This window comes from Rhizobium leguminosarum, from assembly GCF_019798305.1.
In the GTDB taxonomy this organism is placed as follows: Bacteria; Pseudomonadota; Alphaproteobacteria; order Rhizobiales; family Rhizobiaceae; genus Rhizobium; species Rhizobium leguminosarum_U.
In genome coordinates, this window is record NZ_JAAXDD010000019.1 from 102345 (window position 1) to 118494 (window position 16150).

17 protein-coding genes and 1 pseudogene are annotated in these 16150 nt (G+C 62.7%); 7 read left to right on the forward strand and 11 right to left on the reverse strand.

The window, feature by feature from the left end; translation table 11 throughout:
* Positions 1 to 8: 8 nt before the first annotated feature.
* The 6 genes from aroA to HFO99_RS28910 all read right to left on the reverse strand — a co-directional run bounded on the left by aroA (position 9) and on the right by HFO99_RS28910 (position 4984).
* The gene (aroA, locus tag HFO99_RS28885; protein WP_222365106.1) at positions 9 to 1271 is read right to left on the reverse strand and encodes a 3-phosphoshikimate 1-carboxyvinyltransferase; all 1263 of its coding nucleotides are present in this window, start codon (positions 1269 to 1271) and stop codon (positions 9 to 11) included.
* 159 nt (positions 1272 to 1430) lie between these two features.
* Complete coding sequence (locus HFO99_RS28890; protein ID WP_164577536.1) at positions 1431 to 1982, reverse strand: LemA family protein; 552 nt, start codon at positions 1980 to 1982, stop codon at positions 1431 to 1433.
* A 61-nt stretch (positions 1983 to 2043) separates the two neighbouring features.
* Positions 2044 to 2595, reverse strand: a complete 552-nt coding sequence (locus HFO99_RS28895; RefSeq protein ID WP_222365108.1) for an AAA family ATPase — start codon at positions 2593 to 2595, stop codon at positions 2044 to 2046.
* A complete protein-coding gene (locus tag HFO99_RS28900; RefSeq protein WP_170258247.1) occupies positions 2592 to 3548 on the reverse strand; it encodes a glycine--tRNA ligase subunit alpha in 957 nt (318 codons plus the stop codon). Before HFO99_RS28900 ends, HFO99_RS28895 begins: the two co-directional genes overlap by 4 nt.
* Before the next feature lie 365 nt (positions 3549 to 3913).
* Complete coding sequence (locus tag HFO99_RS28905; RefSeq protein ID WP_003556931.1) at positions 3914 to 4105, reverse strand: membrane protein; 192 nt, start codon at positions 4103 to 4105, stop codon at positions 3914 to 3916.
* A gap of 18 nt (positions 4106 to 4123) precedes the next feature.
* Entirely contained in the window at positions 4124 to 4984 is an 861-nt protein-coding gene (locus HFO99_RS28910; protein WP_164577540.1) for a S49 family peptidase, read from the reverse strand.
* Between the two features lie 198 nt (positions 4985 to 5182).
* Between HFO99_RS28910 and HFO99_RS28915 the strand changes: the two genes are divergently transcribed.
* Complete coding sequence (locus tag HFO99_RS28915; RefSeq protein ID WP_222253302.1) at positions 5183 to 6523, forward strand: Nramp family divalent metal transporter; 1341 nt, start codon at positions 5183 to 5185, stop codon at positions 6521 to 6523.
* 58 nt (positions 6524 to 6581) lie between these two features.
* On the opposite strand, the gene HFO99_RS28920 is transcribed toward HFO99_RS28915, so the two are convergent.
* Together HFO99_RS28920 and HFO99_RS28925 are read right to left on the reverse strand one after the other, a co-directional pair.
* Entirely contained in the window at positions 6582 to 7358 is a 777-nt protein-coding gene (locus tag HFO99_RS28920; RefSeq protein ID WP_222333326.1) for a tRNA1(Val) (adenine(37)-N6)-methyltransferase, read from the reverse strand.
* A 6-nt stretch (positions 7359 to 7364) separates the two neighbouring features.
* A complete protein-coding gene (locus HFO99_RS28925; protein ID WP_024321294.1) occupies positions 7365 to 7592 on the reverse strand; it encodes a DUF2007 domain-containing protein in 228 nt (75 codons plus the stop codon).
* 108 nt (positions 7593 to 7700) lie between these two features.
* Between HFO99_RS28925 and HFO99_RS28930 the strand changes: the two genes are divergently transcribed.
* The 4 genes from HFO99_RS28930 to moaB all read left to right on the forward strand — a co-directional run bounded on the left by HFO99_RS28930 (position 7701) and on the right by moaB (position 12204).
* Positions 7701 to 8717, forward strand: coding sequence for a polyprenyl synthetase family protein (locus HFO99_RS28930; protein ID WP_018070111.1), 1017 nt, complete (start codon positions 7701 to 7703; stop codon positions 8715 to 8717).
* A 134-nt stretch (positions 8718 to 8851) separates the two neighbouring features.
* Positions 8852 to 10684, forward strand: coding sequence for a tetratricopeptide repeat protein (locus HFO99_RS28935; protein ID WP_222310929.1), 1833 nt, complete (start codon positions 8852 to 8854; stop codon positions 10682 to 10684).
* Between the two features lie 57 nt (positions 10685 to 10741).
* Entirely contained in the window at positions 10742 to 11653 is a 912-nt protein-coding gene (locus tag HFO99_RS28940; protein ID WP_222365110.1) for a 4-(cytidine 5'-diphospho)-2-C-methyl-D-erythritol kinase, read from the forward strand.
* Positions 11653 to 12204, forward strand: a complete 552-nt coding sequence (gene moaB, locus HFO99_RS28945) for a molybdenum cofactor biosynthesis protein B (protein ID WP_222365112.1) — start codon at positions 11653 to 11655, stop codon at positions 12202 to 12204. The genes HFO99_RS28940 and moaB overlap by 1 nt, the downstream gene beginning before the upstream one ends.
* Positions 12205 to 12233: 29 nt before the next feature.
* On the opposite strand, the gene HFO99_RS28950 is transcribed toward moaB, so the two are convergent.
* Both HFO99_RS28950 and HFO99_RS28955 read right to left on the reverse strand, forming a co-directional pair.
* Entirely contained in the window at positions 12234 to 12569 is a 336-nt protein-coding gene (locus HFO99_RS28950) for a hypothetical protein (RefSeq protein WP_222365114.1), read from the reverse strand.
* 425 nt (positions 12570 to 12994) lie between these two features.
* Positions 12995 to 13513, reverse strand: a complete 519-nt coding sequence (locus HFO99_RS28955) for a glycosyltransferase family A protein (RefSeq protein ID WP_222365115.1) — start codon at positions 13511 to 13513, stop codon at positions 12995 to 12997.
* Between the two features lie 139 nt (positions 13514 to 13652).
* On the opposite strand from HFO99_RS28955, the gene HFO99_RS28960 reads away from it, so the two are divergent.
* Both HFO99_RS28960 and HFO99_RS28965 read left to right on the forward strand, forming a co-directional pair.
* Complete coding sequence (locus HFO99_RS28960; protein ID WP_222365117.1) at positions 13653 to 14810, forward strand: PA0069 family radical SAM protein; 1158 nt, start codon at positions 13653 to 13655, stop codon at positions 14808 to 14810.
* A 217-nt stretch (positions 14811 to 15027) separates the two neighbouring features.
* Positions 15028 to 15717 carry a ribonuclease HII gene (locus HFO99_RS28965; RefSeq protein ID WP_222365119.1) on the forward strand — a complete coding sequence of 230 codons (690 nt, stop codon included), beginning with the start codon at positions 15028 to 15030 and terminating at the stop codon, positions 15715 to 15717.
* 242 nt (positions 15718 to 15959) lie between these two features.
* On the opposite strand, the pseudogene HFO99_RS28970 reads toward HFO99_RS28965, so the two are convergent.
* Positions 15960 to 16150: pseudogene (locus tag HFO99_RS28970) on the reverse strand (IS110 family transposase); the annotation flags it as partial.

Here is a 16150-nt window from a genome sequence, read left to right on the forward strand (position 1 = left end):
GCGTTTCGTCAATCGTTGTTCTGATAGGTCACGCCGAGTGCCGCCAGCGTCCGCCAGTAGGCGGGGAAGGTCTTGCCGACGCAATCCGGATCGAGAATGGTAATGCCGTCGATCTTGAGCCCGGCGAGCGCGAAGCTCATGGCAATGCGGTGATCGGCGAAACTGTCGATCTCCGCCGATAGACGCTTTCCTGCAAGTGCGGGATCGGACTGCACGATCAGATCGTCGCCCTCTTCGCGGGCAAGGCCTGAAAAAATGCGGTTGAGGCCGGTCGAGAGCGCCCGGATGCGATCGCATTCCTTGACGCGCAGATTGGCGATGCCGACGAAGCGAACCGGCGTCTCGTTGAATGCGGCAAGCACGGCAAGGGTCGGGACGGCATCCTGCATCTGCGAGCCGTCGATCTCTGCCGGGAGATGCGGGAATTTGGCGATGATGTCATAGGCGCGCGCATCGGGCTGCGAGAAGGCGCCGGAGGGAACACCGAGATCGATCGCGCCGCCGGTCAGCACTTCGGTGGCCCAGAGATAGGTCGCAGCCGAGGCATCCGGCTCGACGATGAAATCGGCGGCGCGGTAGCCGGTCGGCGCGACACGCCATGTGACGGGGCTGGTCTTCTCGACCTTTGCGCCGAAAGCCTTCATCGCCGCCGTGGTCAGGTCGATATAGCCGAGTGCGCCGATATCCTCGCCGACGAGTTCGATATCGACCGGCCGGTCGCCGCCGGCCGCCATCATCAGCAGTGCCGAAACATATTGGCTGGACAGGCCGCCATCGATGCGGATGCGGTCAGCCTGGAAGCGGCCGGTGCCCTTGACGGTGACCGGCGGGCAGCCGGTCTCGGCGGCCACGTCGATGCCGAGCGTGCGCATCGCCTCGACCAACGGGCCGATCGGGCGCTTGCGCATATGTTCGTCGCCATCGACGATAACGGTGCCGTCGACCAAAGCCGCAGCCGCCGCCAGGAAGCGTGTCGCCGTGCCGGCATTGCCGAGGAACAGCGGCGCCTTCGGCGGCAGCAGCCTGCCGCTGGCGGTAATGACGAAGCTGGTGTCGTCAGGCTCGTCGATCGCGACACCCATGGCACGCAGCGCGTCGGCCATATAGCGCGTATCGTCGCTCTTCAGCGCCCCGGTCAGCCGGCTGGTGCCCTTCGCAAGGCCGGCAAGCAGCAGCGCGCGATTGGTGATCGACTTGGAGCCCGGCGGCATGGCGCGGCCTGAAAGCGGCCGGCCCGGCGGAATGATCGTGAGTTTGGCTGTGCGTGTCATGCTATTCTTCCGTCCATGGGGCGACCCTGAAGCGCGTCGCGATCTTTCAGATTCGCTTGGCCCACCCTTCAGGTCCTTGGTTTTGCGCGACATGCTCAAGCCGGCCGCAATCTGCCCTTGCTCTTAATCGCTTTCTTGCAAAGGCAAAATGCCGGATCGTCAGAATTTCACGGTGGGGACGGCGCGGTCGGCCTCGTTGGTGATTTCGAAATATTCCCGCTTGGCAAAACCGAACTGGCCGGCGACGAGATTGGACGGGAAGCTTTCGACCTTGACGTTGAGATCGCGGGCGGCGCCGTTGTAGTAACGCCGCGCCATCTGCAGCTCGCCTTCCATGGTTTCCAACGAAGCCTGGAGCTCGGCAAAATTCTGGTTGGCCTTGAGATCGGGATAGGCTTCGGCGAGCGCCATGACGCGGCCGAGCGCCTGGCCGAGCAGACCTTCCGCCTGCGCCCTGCCGGCGACATCGCCTGATGGCACGGCTTGCGCCTTGTTGCGGAGCTCAACCACCTCTTCGAGCGTCGACTTTTCATGGGCGGCATAGCCCTTGACCGTCTCGATCAGGTTCGGGATCAGATCGGCGCGGCGCTTGAGCTGGACATCGATGCCCGACCAGGCTTCCTCAGCCATCTGCCGCGCGCGAACCAGGCCATTGTAGATGAAGACGAGATAGAGCGCGACCAGAACGATGACGCCAAGTGCAATATACATCGCGAATCCCCCGCAGCGAAGTAATGTCCGGGCGGACACTAAGCGGTTTTGCCGGCTGCCGTCAAACGCCGATATCTCCGAGGATTCGGGCCGTCGTCTGCTCCGGCAAAAGGCCTGTCGTGTCGATTTCGACGGTGCGTTCAGCCAGCCCGCGCAGCAGCCTATGGTTTGCCCGCAGCCGTTGCAGTACCGCAATATCCGTCAGCTTGAGCGCCCCGGACCGGCCGGGAGAAACAAGGCGCCTGGCGTTCTCTTCCGGGGCGCAATCGAGCAGGATCGCCACCAGATCGGCGCCTCTTGCGGCAGCCAGATCGCGATACCAGGTGAAGGTCGCAGTGTCTTGTGCATCGTCCGACAAAGCATCGGTGAAGACGAAGCTTTCAGCCGGGTCGGCGCGCACGGCATGGCCGAAAACCGCCTGGCGGATCTGCCCCCGCAGCGATGCGTGCAGCGGATCGCTGCGCGAGAACAGGGCCTCAGCCGGATTGAGCAGCATGTGATTATCAACGAGCCGCGCGCCGAGCCTCTTCGCCAGCAGGCGGCCGACAGTCAGCTTTCCAGTGCCCGGCCAGCCGTTGATATGGATGATGCGACTGGCGGGCTGTTGTGTCACGCCGCCTCTTTGGCCAGATTGACGCCGCCGGCGTCGGTCAGCAGGAAGGCTTCGCCGCAGGCCTTGGCGAGGGTGCGCACGCGTAGGATATAGCTCTGGCGCTCGGTGACCGAGATGACGCCGCGGGCATCGAGCAGGTTGAAGACATGGCTTGCCTTGATGCACTGGTCATAGGCCGGGAAGACGCATTTGTGCAGGCGCTGGTTGGCGTTGTCGCCGGGGGCGCCGGCATCGAGCAGCGCGCGGCACTCCTTCTCGGCATCGACGAAGTGGCGATGCAGCATCTCGGTATTGGCGAATTCGAAATTATGGCGCGAATATTCCTGCTCGGCCTGCAGGAAGACGTCGCCATAGCTGATCTTCTCGTCGCCGTCGCGGCCGTTGAAGTTCAGGTCATAGACATTGTCGACGCCCTGGACATACATGGCGAGGCGTTCGAGACCATAGGTCAGTTCGCCCGATACCGGTGAGCATTCGATACCGCAGACCTGCTGGAAATAGGTGAACTGCGAGACTTCCATGCCATCGCACCAGCATTCCCAGCCGAGGCCCCAGGCGCCAAGCGTCGGGCTTTCCCAGTCGTCCTCGACGAAACGGATATCATGCAGCAGCGGATCGAGGCCGATCGCCGACAGCGAGCCGAGATAGAGCTCCTGCAGGTTGGGCGGGTTGGGCTTCAGGATGACCTGGTATTGGTAATAATGCTGCAACCGGTTCGGGTTCTCGCCGTAGCGGCCGTCGGACGGACGGCGAGACGGCTGGACGTAAGCGGCCTTCCACGGTTTGGGGCCGAGGGCGCGCAGCGTGGTGGCCGGGTGGAAGGTGCCGGCGCCGACTTCCATGTCGTAGGGCTGCAGCACCGCGCAACCCTTGTCCGCCCAGTAGTTATGCAGGGTCAGGATCAGCGCCTGAAAGGAGCGCTTCGGGTTCATATGGTCTGGGATAGCTGACATCGAACGGCACCGATTGCGTGGGATTTATCGGCGCGACAGGTGCCATGGAGGGCGCCGGGGGTCAAGACTTTTGCGGCGGCGGAGAAGCGTCGAATGCCGATAGGAAAGAGGAATTCTTTCTTGTGCTGCGGGGTACCCCCCTCTGCCCTGCCGGGCATCTCCCCCACAAGGGGGGAGATCGGCTGGGGGGAATGTCCCGGCCTTCATAACGCCTCCGCGCAGGCGTTCCGTTGTTTGGAGAAGCCTTGGCCACTTGCCGATCTCCCCACCTGTGGGGGAGATGCCCGGCGGGGCAGAGGGGGCTTCCCACCTACAGAGCGCCCGGATTGGCAGGCGGATCAGAGGCAAATGAGTGGCGAAGCCTGTTATTCTCCCTCGCGCTTCAGCCGGTATTCTCCGGTCGCCGGATCCTTGACCAGCGTGCCGATCGCACCGGTCTGGCGTTCCTTTTCAGCACGGCGCGACTTTTCGGCGAGCTTGCGGGCATCAGAGACGAAGCGGCGGTAGAGCCACCAGGCTGAGAAGACCAGGATCAGAATGGTAATTAATTGCGGCATGCCCCTCTTTTGCTCCCTTCAAAGCCCGAAACGGCTCCACAATGCTCTCTCTTCCGCCGCTTCGACAAGCCCTGTTGCGAGACCGGAGGCAGCGCCCTCGAGCGAAACCGGCGACACGCCTGGAATTCGGCGGCCGAACAGGCCGCGGCCGGCGGTGACGAGCTCCAGCTTGGTCTTCTGGCCGTAGCGCCTTTTCAGTTCCTGGCGCATGTCGCCGAGGCCATCGATGAGGCCGAGCTCCAGGCCGCGCGTGCCGCTCCAGAACAGGCCGGAAAACACCGCCGTATCGTCCCTCAGCTTGCCGGCGCGACGTTCGCGCACCATGGAGATGAAGACCTGATGGATTTCGAGCTGCAGGCTCTTCAGATACTCGATGTCCTTTTCCTTTTCCGGCTGGAAAGGATCGAGGATCACCTTGTTTTCGCCGGCCGTATAGACGCGGCGCTCGACGCCGATCTTCTTCAAGAGTTCGGGAAAACCGAAACCGCCGGAGACGACGCCGATCGAGCCGACGATGGAGGTGGCGTCGGCGATGATCTCGTCGCCGGCAAGCGCGATCATGTAACCGCCAGAGGCGGCGACATCCTCGACGAAGACCAGAACCTTCTTCTGTTTCTCGCGGGCAAGCTCGCGAATGCGGGTGAAGATCAGGCGCGACTGCACGGGCGAGCCGCCCGGTGAATTGATGGAGATGGCAACCGCCGGCGCGTCCTTCATGGCGAAGGCCTTTTCGAGAACCGGAGAGACATTAGCGAGGTTGAGGGTCGGCCGGAACTGGCCGCCGCCGCTGATGATCGCCCCCTGCAGCCGGACGACCGGGATGGTGATGCCGTCCTTGCGGAACCGTTTCGGTAGCAGTTTTCTCAAGAATCCGGCCATTTCCCATCCTTCGCTTCGGGTCGCACGATCGCAGTTTGCGATCGGCATCCATGTATGCGCTGGAACAGCAAACGCAATGGCCGCGTTCTTGAAAACATTGGGCCTGAAAACATCAGGTTTGATTTTGTTGTTGCGAATGACTTGCATTATCATTCTAATTCGTCATAGTGCGCTGACGATAAAACAGGTGGAAATCGCATGGACGTCCTTAATCCGAATGCAAAGAGCGGCTGGCGGCACGAACGCGGAGAGGGATCGCTGTCCGATGTCTACCGCACCGTCGGAACGGGGCGTCACAGCTCGACATGGCGAAGGGCGGCAGCTTTCGCCGGGCCGGGCTACATGGTCGCCGTCGGTTACATGGACCCCGGCAACTGGGCGACATCGCTCGCCGGCGGCTCGAAATTTGGATACGCGCTGCTCACCGTCGCGCTGCTTTCCAACCTGATGGCGATCGTGCTGCAAGCGCTCTGTGCGCGTCTGGCGATCGCTTCCGGGCGCGATCTTGCGCAGGCCTGCCGCGACGCTTTTCCGAGATATGTCTCGGTGCCGCTCTGGGCCTTTGCGGAAATCGCCATCATCGCCACCGATATCGCCGAGGTGATCGGCACGGCGATCGGCCTCAACCTGTTGATGGGTATCCCGCTCGAACTCGGCGTGCTGATCACCGCGCTCGACGTCTTCGTGATCCTCTTCCTGCAAAAGCTCGGCTTCCGCTGGGTGGAGGCCTTCATCATCGCGCTGCTCGGCGTCATCGCGGTCTGCTTCGGCGTGCAGATCCTGCTTGCCGACCCACAATGGGGCGCCGTCCTCACCGGCTTCTTCCCGACCACCGAGATTGTCACAAATCCCGAGATGCTCTATCTGGCGCTCGGCATTCTCGGCGCGACCGTCATGCCGCACAATCTCTACCTCCACTCCGGCATCGTGCAGACGCGGGCCTACGGCCATACCGTTCCCGAGAAGAGGGAGGCGCTGACCTTTGCGACGATCGATTCCACGGTCGCGCTGTGTTTCGCGCTGCTGATCAACGCCTCGATCCTGATCCTGGCGGCCGCCGCCTTCAATGCCAACGGCAAGACCGACGTCGTCGAACTCGGCGAGGCCCATTCATTGCTATCGCCGCTGCTCGGCCTCGCCATCGCGCCAACGCTGTTCGGCATCGCACTTCTCTGCTGCGGCCTCAACTCGACGGTGACGGCAACGCTTGCCGGCCAGATCGTCATGGAAGGCTTCCTCAAGATCCGGCTGAAGCCGTGGGTACGCCGGCTGATCACCCGCGCCATCGCCATCGTGCCTGCGGCGATCGTCACCATCTGGTACGGCGATCAGGGCACGGCACAGCTGCTGATCCTGACACAGGTGGTCCTCAGCCTGCAGCTTTCCTTCGCCGTCTTCCCGCTGGTGATGTTCACCGCCAGCAAGGCCAAGATGGGCGAACTGGTGGCGCCCCGCTGGCTGAGCGGCATCGCCTATCTGATCGCGGTCGTCATCGCCGGGCTGAACGTCAAGCTGCTTTTCGACTTCGTCACCGGCTGAAGCAATTCGGAGAAAATGGGAAGCGGTTTTCCCAGAATTGCGCAGGAACTAAACCGGTCTAAAGCCTGGCATAAGCCGCCCGGCCATTGTTGAAATCGTCGACGAGGGGGGAGAACTTGTGGCTCCCCTCTTCGTGCATGATAAGCGCCGCGCGCAGCGACAGCCGCGCCCGCGATCCCTTGATACCAGTCACCAGGATACGCACGGCATTTTCACCCGGACGCGGGTGGATAGCGGTGATCTCGATGCCGCCGAAACGCCGGCCGCAGGCGGCAACGATCTCGGCGATCGACTGAGGCCTGGCGATCAGCGACATTTGCCCGCCTGGGATCATGATGGCGCCGGCCGTGCGTATCCAGCTTTCGAACAGGCCGTCGGTCATCGCATGGGCTTCGGCCTTCAGCGCATCCGGCGTGCGCCGGTCGCCGGCGTCGTTGAAGGGCGGGTTCATGATGACGTGGTGGAAGCTCTCATCGGTGAGCCCCGCATCGTTGCGCGCCTTGGCGGTCAGCGTCACATCGGCCTCGACGACGCTGACGCGGCCCGCGACATGGGCATTGTCGGGCAAGAGGATGCTGCGGCGGGCATAATCGGCCATCTCGGCCGAGCGCTCGAAGAGCACCACTTGCGTATTGGCAAGCCGCGAGGCGACGGCAAGACCGGCGGCACCAGCGCCGGCGCCGAGATCAGCAACCCTGACCGGACGGTCGTCGACGACCAGAGCCGCAAGCAGCATCGCATCCATGCCGGAGCGATGGCCCCTGCCCTTCGGCTGCATCACGTGAAAGGCGCCGCGATGAAAGGCATCGATGGTGTCAGTGGTTTTTCCGGTCATCGGAGTTCACTTCCGCTCGCGCAACTCGCCACCGAGACCGGCATCGATGAGGATGCGGCGCGCCTGATCGGCCATCTCCTCATCCACCAGCAGGCGGCGCGACAGCATGCCGAGCGAGCCCTCCAGCACGCTCATGCCCTGATCGGCGATGAAGCAGTGAATTCCCGCATCTTTCATCAAACTCTCGGCATAGGAGAGAAGAACGGGGTCGTTGGCGCGGATAAGCTCATGCATTTGCCGTCGTTTTCCTTCCAATTTCGCTCAGCGCGACAATTCACCCCTTGCCGCGTCCATCGCCCCTTTCTATTGTCAGATGCAAAGAATGAACAGGAGTCCGGGTCGTTGGGCGTGGTCATACCGCTTGAAGAAAGCAAAAACAAACTGGCATCCATCAAGCCATTGGTCGATCTCACCAGGGCGGACATGGAGCGAGTGAACCAGCTCATTCTGTCCAAGGCCGGCTCCGACGTGCAGATGATCCCCGAAGTGGCGAACCATCTGATCTCATCGGGCGGCAAGCGGCTGCGGCCGATGCTGACGCTGGCTTCCGCCTCGCTGTTCGACTACAGGGGCGAAAACCACGTCAAGCTCGCCACGTCAGTCGAGTTCATGCACACGGCGACGCTGCTGCATGACGACGTCGTCGACGAGAGCGATCTTCGCCGCGGCAAATCGACGGCGCGGATGATCTGGGGCAACCAGGCAAGCGTACTGGTCGGCGACTTCCTGCTCGGCCAGGCCTTCCGCATGATGGTCGACGTCGGCTCGCTCGATGCGCTCGACGTCTTGTCTTCCGCCGCCTGCGTGATCGCCGAAGGCGAAGTGCTGCAGCTTTCCGTCGCCAAGAACATGGAGACGACGGAGGACGATTATCTCTCCGTCATTCGCGCCAAGACGGCGGCCCTGTTTGCCGCTGCCGCCGAAGTCGGGCCGATCGTCGCCGAGGTCGGCCGGTCGGGCCGCAATGCGTTGAAATCCTACGGTATGAATCTGGGGCTCGCCTTCCAACTCGTCGACGACGCGCTTGATTACGGCGGCAAGGCGGCCGATCTCGGCAAGAATGTCGGCGACGATTTCCGCGAAGGCAAGATCACCCTGCCCGTCATTCTGGCCTATCGCCGCGGCACCGAGGACGAGCGCGCCTTCTGGCGCGATGCGATCGAAGCCGGCAACAGCACCGACGCCAACCTCGAAAAAGCGCTGGGGCTGATCACCAAATATGGCACGCTCAGCGACACGATCGGCCGGGCGATCCATTACGGAACGATCGCACGGGACGCGCTTGCGCCCCTTCCCGATACGGTCTGGAAATCCGCCCTGATGGAGGTGATCGACTTCTGCATCGAGCGCGTCAATTGATCAAACGTCCTTGATCGCAGGCTGATTTTCTTGCAGCGCCGCTTCAAAAAAGCCATCCTGTTGTGAATCAGTGATCGCAACTGGTATTGCGACCGACACCATTTGTCGGGACGCTGTCGAAGAAAGGTTTCCTAATGCGGCAGAGACTTGCCATCCGTCTTCTTACGAGCGCAGCGCTTGCAGCTGTCCTTTCGCTGGGCAGTGTCGGCGGCGTGAACGCCGAGGATGCGGCCAAGGCAGACGATGCCGGCACGGCCGCTCACTTTGATGCAGACAGCGTGACCACTTTCTCGGGCGCCTTCCTCGCAGCGCGCACCGCCGATGTCGATCATGACTACGAGACGGCGATCGAACTCTACAAGAAGGCGCTGCAGATCGAGCCTGGCAATCCCGAGATTCGCCAACGGCTGATGATCTCGCTGCTGCTCAATGGCGACATCAAGGACGGCGTCAAATATGCCAACGACCTGAAGGGCGACCCTTCCGTCGAGCGCATCACCACGATTGTGCGCGGCATGGATGCCGTACGCCGCGACGATTACAAGACCGCCGAGTCCATCCTGAAATATAAGGGGCCGAACGATCTCGACCGGATGATGAACGACCTGCTGCTCGCCTGGGCCCGCGTCGGCGCTGGCCGCGGCAAGGAAGCACTCACCGTGGTCGAGAAGATGAAGGGGCCGGACTGGTTCCGCATCTTCCAGAATTACAATGCCGGGGCGATCGCCATCGTCTCCGGCGACGTGAAAGCCGCCCGTCAGCATCTGAACGATGCCGTGCTCGACAAGGAAGGCGGCGCGACGGCGCCGGATACCTTCATGCGCGCGGTGATGGCGCTTGCCCGCCTCGAAGCAACACAAGGCAACAAGCAGAAGGCGCTCGACGCCGTTTCCGTCGGCGACAACCTGTTGCCGAACTATGCGCCGCTGAACGCGCTGCGCGACAGCATTGAAAAGAACGAGAAGCAGGAACAACAGGTCAAGACGGCCGAAGAAGGGGCTGCCGGCGTGCTCTTCTCCGTCGGCGGCGCGCTAAACCGCGACGGCGCCGAGGACATCGTCTCGCTGTACCTGCAGACGGCCAATGCGCTCGATCCGAACAGCGCCGATACGCTGGTGCTGCTCGGCGGCATCGCCGAGAAACAGAACCAGATGGACCGTGCCATTGCGCTCTACAAGAAGGTGCCGGAGAATTCGCCGATGCGGCGCATCTCCGAGCTGCAGCTCGGCCTTGCCCTTGCCCAGGGCGGCAAGGTGGACGAGGCGCGCAAGCACCTGCAGGCGCTGATCGCCTCCGACCCGAAGGACATCCGCAGTTACCTCGCCTATGGCAGCGTGCTCTCCGACGCCAAGGACTACGAGGCGATGGCCACCAATTACGACAAGGCCGTCGAAGTAATCGGCCCCATTCCCGGCCGCGCCAACTGGAGCGTCTTCTTCCAGCGCGGCATTGCCTATGAGCGGCTGAAGAAGTGGGACCAGGCGGAGCCCAACTTCCGCAAGGCGCTGGAGCTCAATCCCGACCAGCCGCAGGTGCTGAACTATCTCGGCTATTCCTGGATCGACATGAACCGAAACCTCGACGAAGGTCTCGGCATGATCAAGAAGGCTGTCGACCTTCGCCCTGACGACGGCTACATCATCGATTCGCTCGGCTGGGCCTATTTCCGCCTCAACCGCTTCAATGATGCCGTCGAGGAGTTGGAGCGCGCCGCACAGATCAAGGCCGGCGACGCGACGATCAACGACCATCTCGGCGACGCCTACTGGCGCGTCGGCCGCAAGCTCGAGGCCGTCTACCAGTGGAACCGGGCGCTCAGCTCCGAGCCCGAAGCTGCCGAGATCCCGAAGATCAAGGACAAGGTCGCCAATGGCCTGCCTCCCGCCAGCGACGATGCCAAGGCGGCCGACAAGAAGCAGCCGGATCCGGCACCTGTCATCCCGCCGCCGGTCGACAAGAAATCCTGACGAGCGGAAGGCATGCCTGAAAAGGGCTTGGCCGGATACAGGTCAAAGAAATAGAGCATGATGTCGTCCGAAAATCGCTCACACTTTTCGGCATCATGCTCTAGCGTTTCCGAGGAAGCTCGCGCGAAAATCAACCTGGCCCTGCATGTGACGGGCCAGCGGCCGGATGGCTATCATCTGCTCGATATGCTGGTGACCTTCGCAGATCACGGCGACCGGCTGGACTTCATACGGTCGCCGGCCGACGAATTCACCCTGTCTGGCCGTTTCGGCGAAGTACTTGCCGGCGACGGCGGCACCAACCTGGTGCTGAAGGCCCGCGATCTCCTGCGCGAGGCGATCGGTCCCCTCGCCTTTCCGGTCCGCATCCATCTCGAAAAGAACCTGCCGATCGCCTCCGGCATCGGCGGCGGCTCGGCCGATGCAGCTGCGACGCTGCGCGGGCTGATGCGGCTCTGGGGCACGACATTATCGGCGGAGACGCTTGCCGCGCTGGCGCTGAAGCTCGGCGCCGACGTGCCGATGTGCCTTGAGAGCCGGCCGCTGATTGCCCGCGGCATCGGCGAAGAGCTCGAACCTGTGCCGGAGCTGCCGGCCTTTGCCATGGTGCTCGCCAATCCGCTGAAGGGCGTCTCGACGCTCGATGTTTTCCGCCGGCTGGCGACAAAGAACAATCCGGCCCTGAGCCCGGCACCGAGCCGGCCTCAGACTGCCGACTGGCTCGCGGCGATTGCTGCTGCCCGCAACGACCTGGAGCCGCCGGCGCGCGAACTCGTGCCCGAGATTTCGGAGATCTCGACGATACTGCAAGCTCACGGCGCCCTTCTGACCCGCATGTCCGGTTCCGGCGCCACCTGCTTCGGCATCTTTGCGAGCATGACTGCTGCCGAAGATGCGGCGGCAGCTCTTCACGACAAGCGCCCTGGCTGGTATTTCCAGGCGACGGAAACGGTTTCGGGAGGCGCATGATGGCAGGTCTGGACGAAAAGCGGCCCTTCATCGCGGTCGGCATTGCGGTTCTGACTGTCTCGGATACCCGCACGCCGGAGACGGACAAGTCAGGCGATACGCTGGCGGCGCGGATCACGGAGGCGGGGCATAGGCTGGTCGACCGGGGGATCGTGCCCGATGATCGCGAAAAGATTGCCGCGCAGGTGAAAGCCTGGACCGAGAACGAAGACATAGACGTCGTCATCACCACAGGCGGCACCGGCTTTACCGGCCGCGATGTGACGCCAGAGGCGCTGGAGCCTTTGTTCGAAAAGCGGATGGACGGCTTTTCCGCCATCTTCCACCGGATCTCCTACGAGAAGATCGGCACGGCGACGATCCAGTCGCGCGCCACGGCAGGTGTTGCCAACGCCACCTTCATCTTCGTGCTGCCGGGTTCGCCCGGCGCCTGCCGGGATGCCTGGGACGGCATTCTGAAAGGACAGCTCGACTATCGCAGCGTGCCGTGCAATTTCGTCGAGATCATGCCGCGGCTGGACGAGCACCTGAAACGCGGCGCGACGAAGTAGGGCTGCCCCTGGCGCACCAGGGGCATTCACTATGTGGCCAGGCCCGGCAGGACGGGCATCGTGTCCCAGCTGTCACCCGAGAGCAGGACGCAGCTTATGCCGTGAACATCCGTGACGATGAGTGTCCAGGTGCCGCTTTCGGCGGCATAGACCTCAAGAATGGCGTTCTGGTTGATCAGTCCGACTGCCGTGAGCTTTTCGGCGAAGTTCTTGTCCAGGAAATTGACGATTTCGGGTCGGCCTGCGCAACTGCGCATCATCTGCGATGCTGCCGAATGCGGATGCGCGATCACCAATGTCGGCAATATGACGGCTATGAGGCCGTAGATCATACTGCGTACGCCGTAGACCCTACCGCGTGCCATGACGCACCTCCTTTCGCCGGGAACCCGGCAGAAGAGGAGATTTTCGCTGACCTGTTCTGCCGTTCACCGGCATTCCATGGCCATTCCGTTGCGAAGCGAGGCGCTTCGACGGCACCATACCTGAATTATAGCGCGAAATCCTATTGGGCGCCATCTTTTGCGCGATGACGGGAGCTGTATGATACCCCTCCAAGGTTCGGCGACCTGCCCCTCATCCGGCTGCCGCCACCTTCTCCCCGCTTGCGGGGCGAAGGGGATATGCCGCAACCTCTCCGTCCCTCTCTCGCGTCTCGTATGGCACGTCCCCTCGCCCCGTTTTTACGGGGGTCCGAAGGACGGGGCGAGACGGGTGGCACGACCCCGGTAGGGTTAGGGTGAGGGGGCAGGCATCGGCGCGAAGGCAGGATGACGAAGAGTGGAATTGCTTAGCGGGCAGCGCGAGCGACCCAAGAGGGAATGAGTTCGCTCGCCAGCCGGCGCGGCTTCTGGCCCTTGACGAATTCGGTGAGCCGCATGCCGCTTTTGGCGGTCGCGAGCGCCAGCTTTTTCGGCATCAGCAAACCAAGCTCCAGCGGCGGCACGGCTCGGCCGACACGTTGGAAGAACGGGCGCCGGTAGCCGCGCGACGCAGTGAAACGCGCCGGCAGCTTGTTCAGCGCGACATATTCGGCGATCTCATCAATCCAGCCGGCCTGGAGTCTTGCGCCCGGCTCGACGAAGAGCAGCCATTCGCCGCGCGCCGAGCGGACGATGTCCTTGATATCCCATTGCGAATGGAAGCGGCAGCCGGCAGCGTCGGCGACCCGCGAGGTGCCGTCGCGTGAGCCGTGATCGAGCACGACCACATCACTCACCAGCCCCTCCACCGCGCCTGCCACCAGTACCGATAAAGTCTGTGCCAGCTCAGATTCCTGATCCTGACATTCGAGAACAACCGTCAACATTGACTATTTATAATGCGCCGCACAAATTTTTGCCAGCGCCGTTTTCCTCATTTTGTTCTTGCATTGTTCTTGTCTTGCGGATAGGAATTTAATCAGCAAAACGGGCGGGAGCGATGGCTTTCCGCTGCGGGAGAATCCGATGAGAGAGCAGTCCCTGGCAGGGCAGGCCGCATTCGCGCCTGCCAATACGGCAGATGTTGCCGATGCGATGATCGTTTCCTCCGGTCTGAGAGTCGAGGTCGATCGGCGGCGCGGGCGTGGGGCGGGACTGAACCCGACAGGGCGGTTCGAGGCGCTGCAGCGTGAGACTTTCGACGATGGCTGGCAGACGTGGGAAGAACTGCCGCCGTTCAAGACGGAAGTGCAGGTCGAGAAACCGCGCACGGCAATCACCCGCAACGAATCGCCAGACATTTCCTTCGACCGCTCGATCAATCCTTATCGCGGCTGCGAACACGGCTGCATCTATTGTTTCGCCCGGCCGACGCACGCCTATATGGGGCTTTCTGCGGGGCTCGATTTCGAGACGAAGCTGTTTGCCAAACCCGATGCGGCAAAACTACTGGAGCGGGAACTCGCCAAGCCCGGCTACAAGGTGCGGGTGATCGCGATCGGCACCAATACCGATCCCTATCAGCCGATCGAGAAGGAATGGCGCATCATGCGCGGCATTCTCGAGGTGTTGAACAAGGCGAACCATCCGGTATCGATCGTCACCAAGTCGGCGATGATCCTGCGTGATCTCGACATTCTGCGGGAGATGGCAGGCAAGAACCTGGTGCGCGTCGGCATCTCGGTGACCACACTGGATCGCAAGCTTGCCCGGACGATGGAGCCGCGTGCCGCCACGCCGCCGCGGCGGCTGGAGACGATCCACACGCTTGCCGAAGCAGGCATCCAGACGGCTGTGCTGGCCGCCCCGCTCATCCCGGCACTGAACGATCATGAGCTGGAGCGTATTCTCGAATCGGCGAAGGCGGCCGGTGCTGCCGAGGCGAGCTATGTCATCCTCAGGCTGCCGCTCGAGGTCAGCCCGCTGTTTCGCGATTGGCTGCTGCAGCATTATCCCGATCGTTACCGGCATGTGATGTCGCTGGTGCGCTCGATGCGCGGCGGCAAGGATTATGACGCCGAATTCGGCAAGCGCATGAAAGGCGCCGGTCCCTATGCCTGGCAGATCGCCCGGCGCTTTGAAATGGCAGCCCGACGTTTCGAGTTGACGCGACGCAGCGTGCCGCTGCGCGATGATCTGTTCGTGCCGCCAGACGGCAGCGGCGTACAACTATCGCTGCTCTAACCTTTTGTTTCCACGCAATTCCGGCAAAACCGCTTCGCGCTTTTCCTGGAATTGCTTCTAGCTTGCGCATCGGCTCTCGAGAAAACCGCCCTGTTTTCGAGCCCGAGCGCAATTCCCGCGGATGGCCCTGACCGCCACCATCCGCCGGAGCGTCCCCGGCCGCCGCCCTGATCCGGGGACTTGCGGGCAATCGGGTTGGCGTGCGAGGTTCAGCCGCATGAAACCTCGCACGTCACCCGATTCTCCCCAGCTTTTCGACACGGTTCCGCTCGTGCCGGATTTTCGACTGGAGCTCAAAGCCCGCAAGGCCGGCCACTGGCCGGTCGCCGGTGCCGACGAGGCAGGCCGCGGGCCGCTGGCGGGACCCGTCGTGGCTGCTGCCGTTATTCTCGATCCGAAGCGCATTCCTGAGGGTCTGAACGATTCCAAGCAGCTGTCGGCGCAACGGCGGGAGGAACTGTTCGTGCAGATTCTGGCGACTGCGACCGTCTCCATCGCCTCCTCCAGTTCGACGCGCATCGACGAGACGGATATCCGCAAGGCAAGCCTCGACGCCATGCGCCGCGCCATCTGCAGCCTCGCCATTCCGGCCAGCTACGTGCTGACCGACGGGCTCGACGTGCCGCCCGGCCTCGACTGCCCCGGACAGGCCGTGGTCAAGGGCGATGCCCGCTCGGTCTCGATCGCCGCCGCCTCGATCGTCGCCAAGGTGACGCGCGACCGGATGATGGCGCGGGCGCATAGCGTGTTTCCGGATTACGGCTTTGCCGCGCATGTGGGCTATGGCACGGCGCAGCACCGCGCCGGCATCGAGAGACACGGCCCCTGCTCGCTGCACCGGATGAGCTTCAGACCGTTGCGCAAGACCGAGGACGGGCCCGAGACGGACGAGCTGCTTTCCGAATAGAGCGCCCATAGAAGACCTGGCAAATGAAAAGCCCGCGATATGCCAGCTGTCAGACTGCTGACAAAGTCGGCCAATTCCTCTTTCGTCATGCTCTGCCGCTTTCTGGTTTACGCCGATGGCTGCCCCTCACCCTAACCCTCTCCCCGTAAACGGGGCGAGGGGACGTGCCCTGCGAGAGGGTGGTGGGACCGGAAAGGGTGCGGCAGATCACCTTCTCCCCGCAGGCGGGGAGCAACCATGTTTCAATTTTGCCGGTACTGTGGCGTCCATTCGGTCTTTCGGATGAGGATGGCGTTGGCGAGAATGATGAGTTTTCGGGCGACGGCTATGACGGCGCACAGGTGTTGCTTCCCGTTGCTGCGCAAGCGCGCATAGAAGGAGGCCAGATCCGGATTGTGCCGGGTTGCCGTGAAGGCGCACATGAACAGGCTCT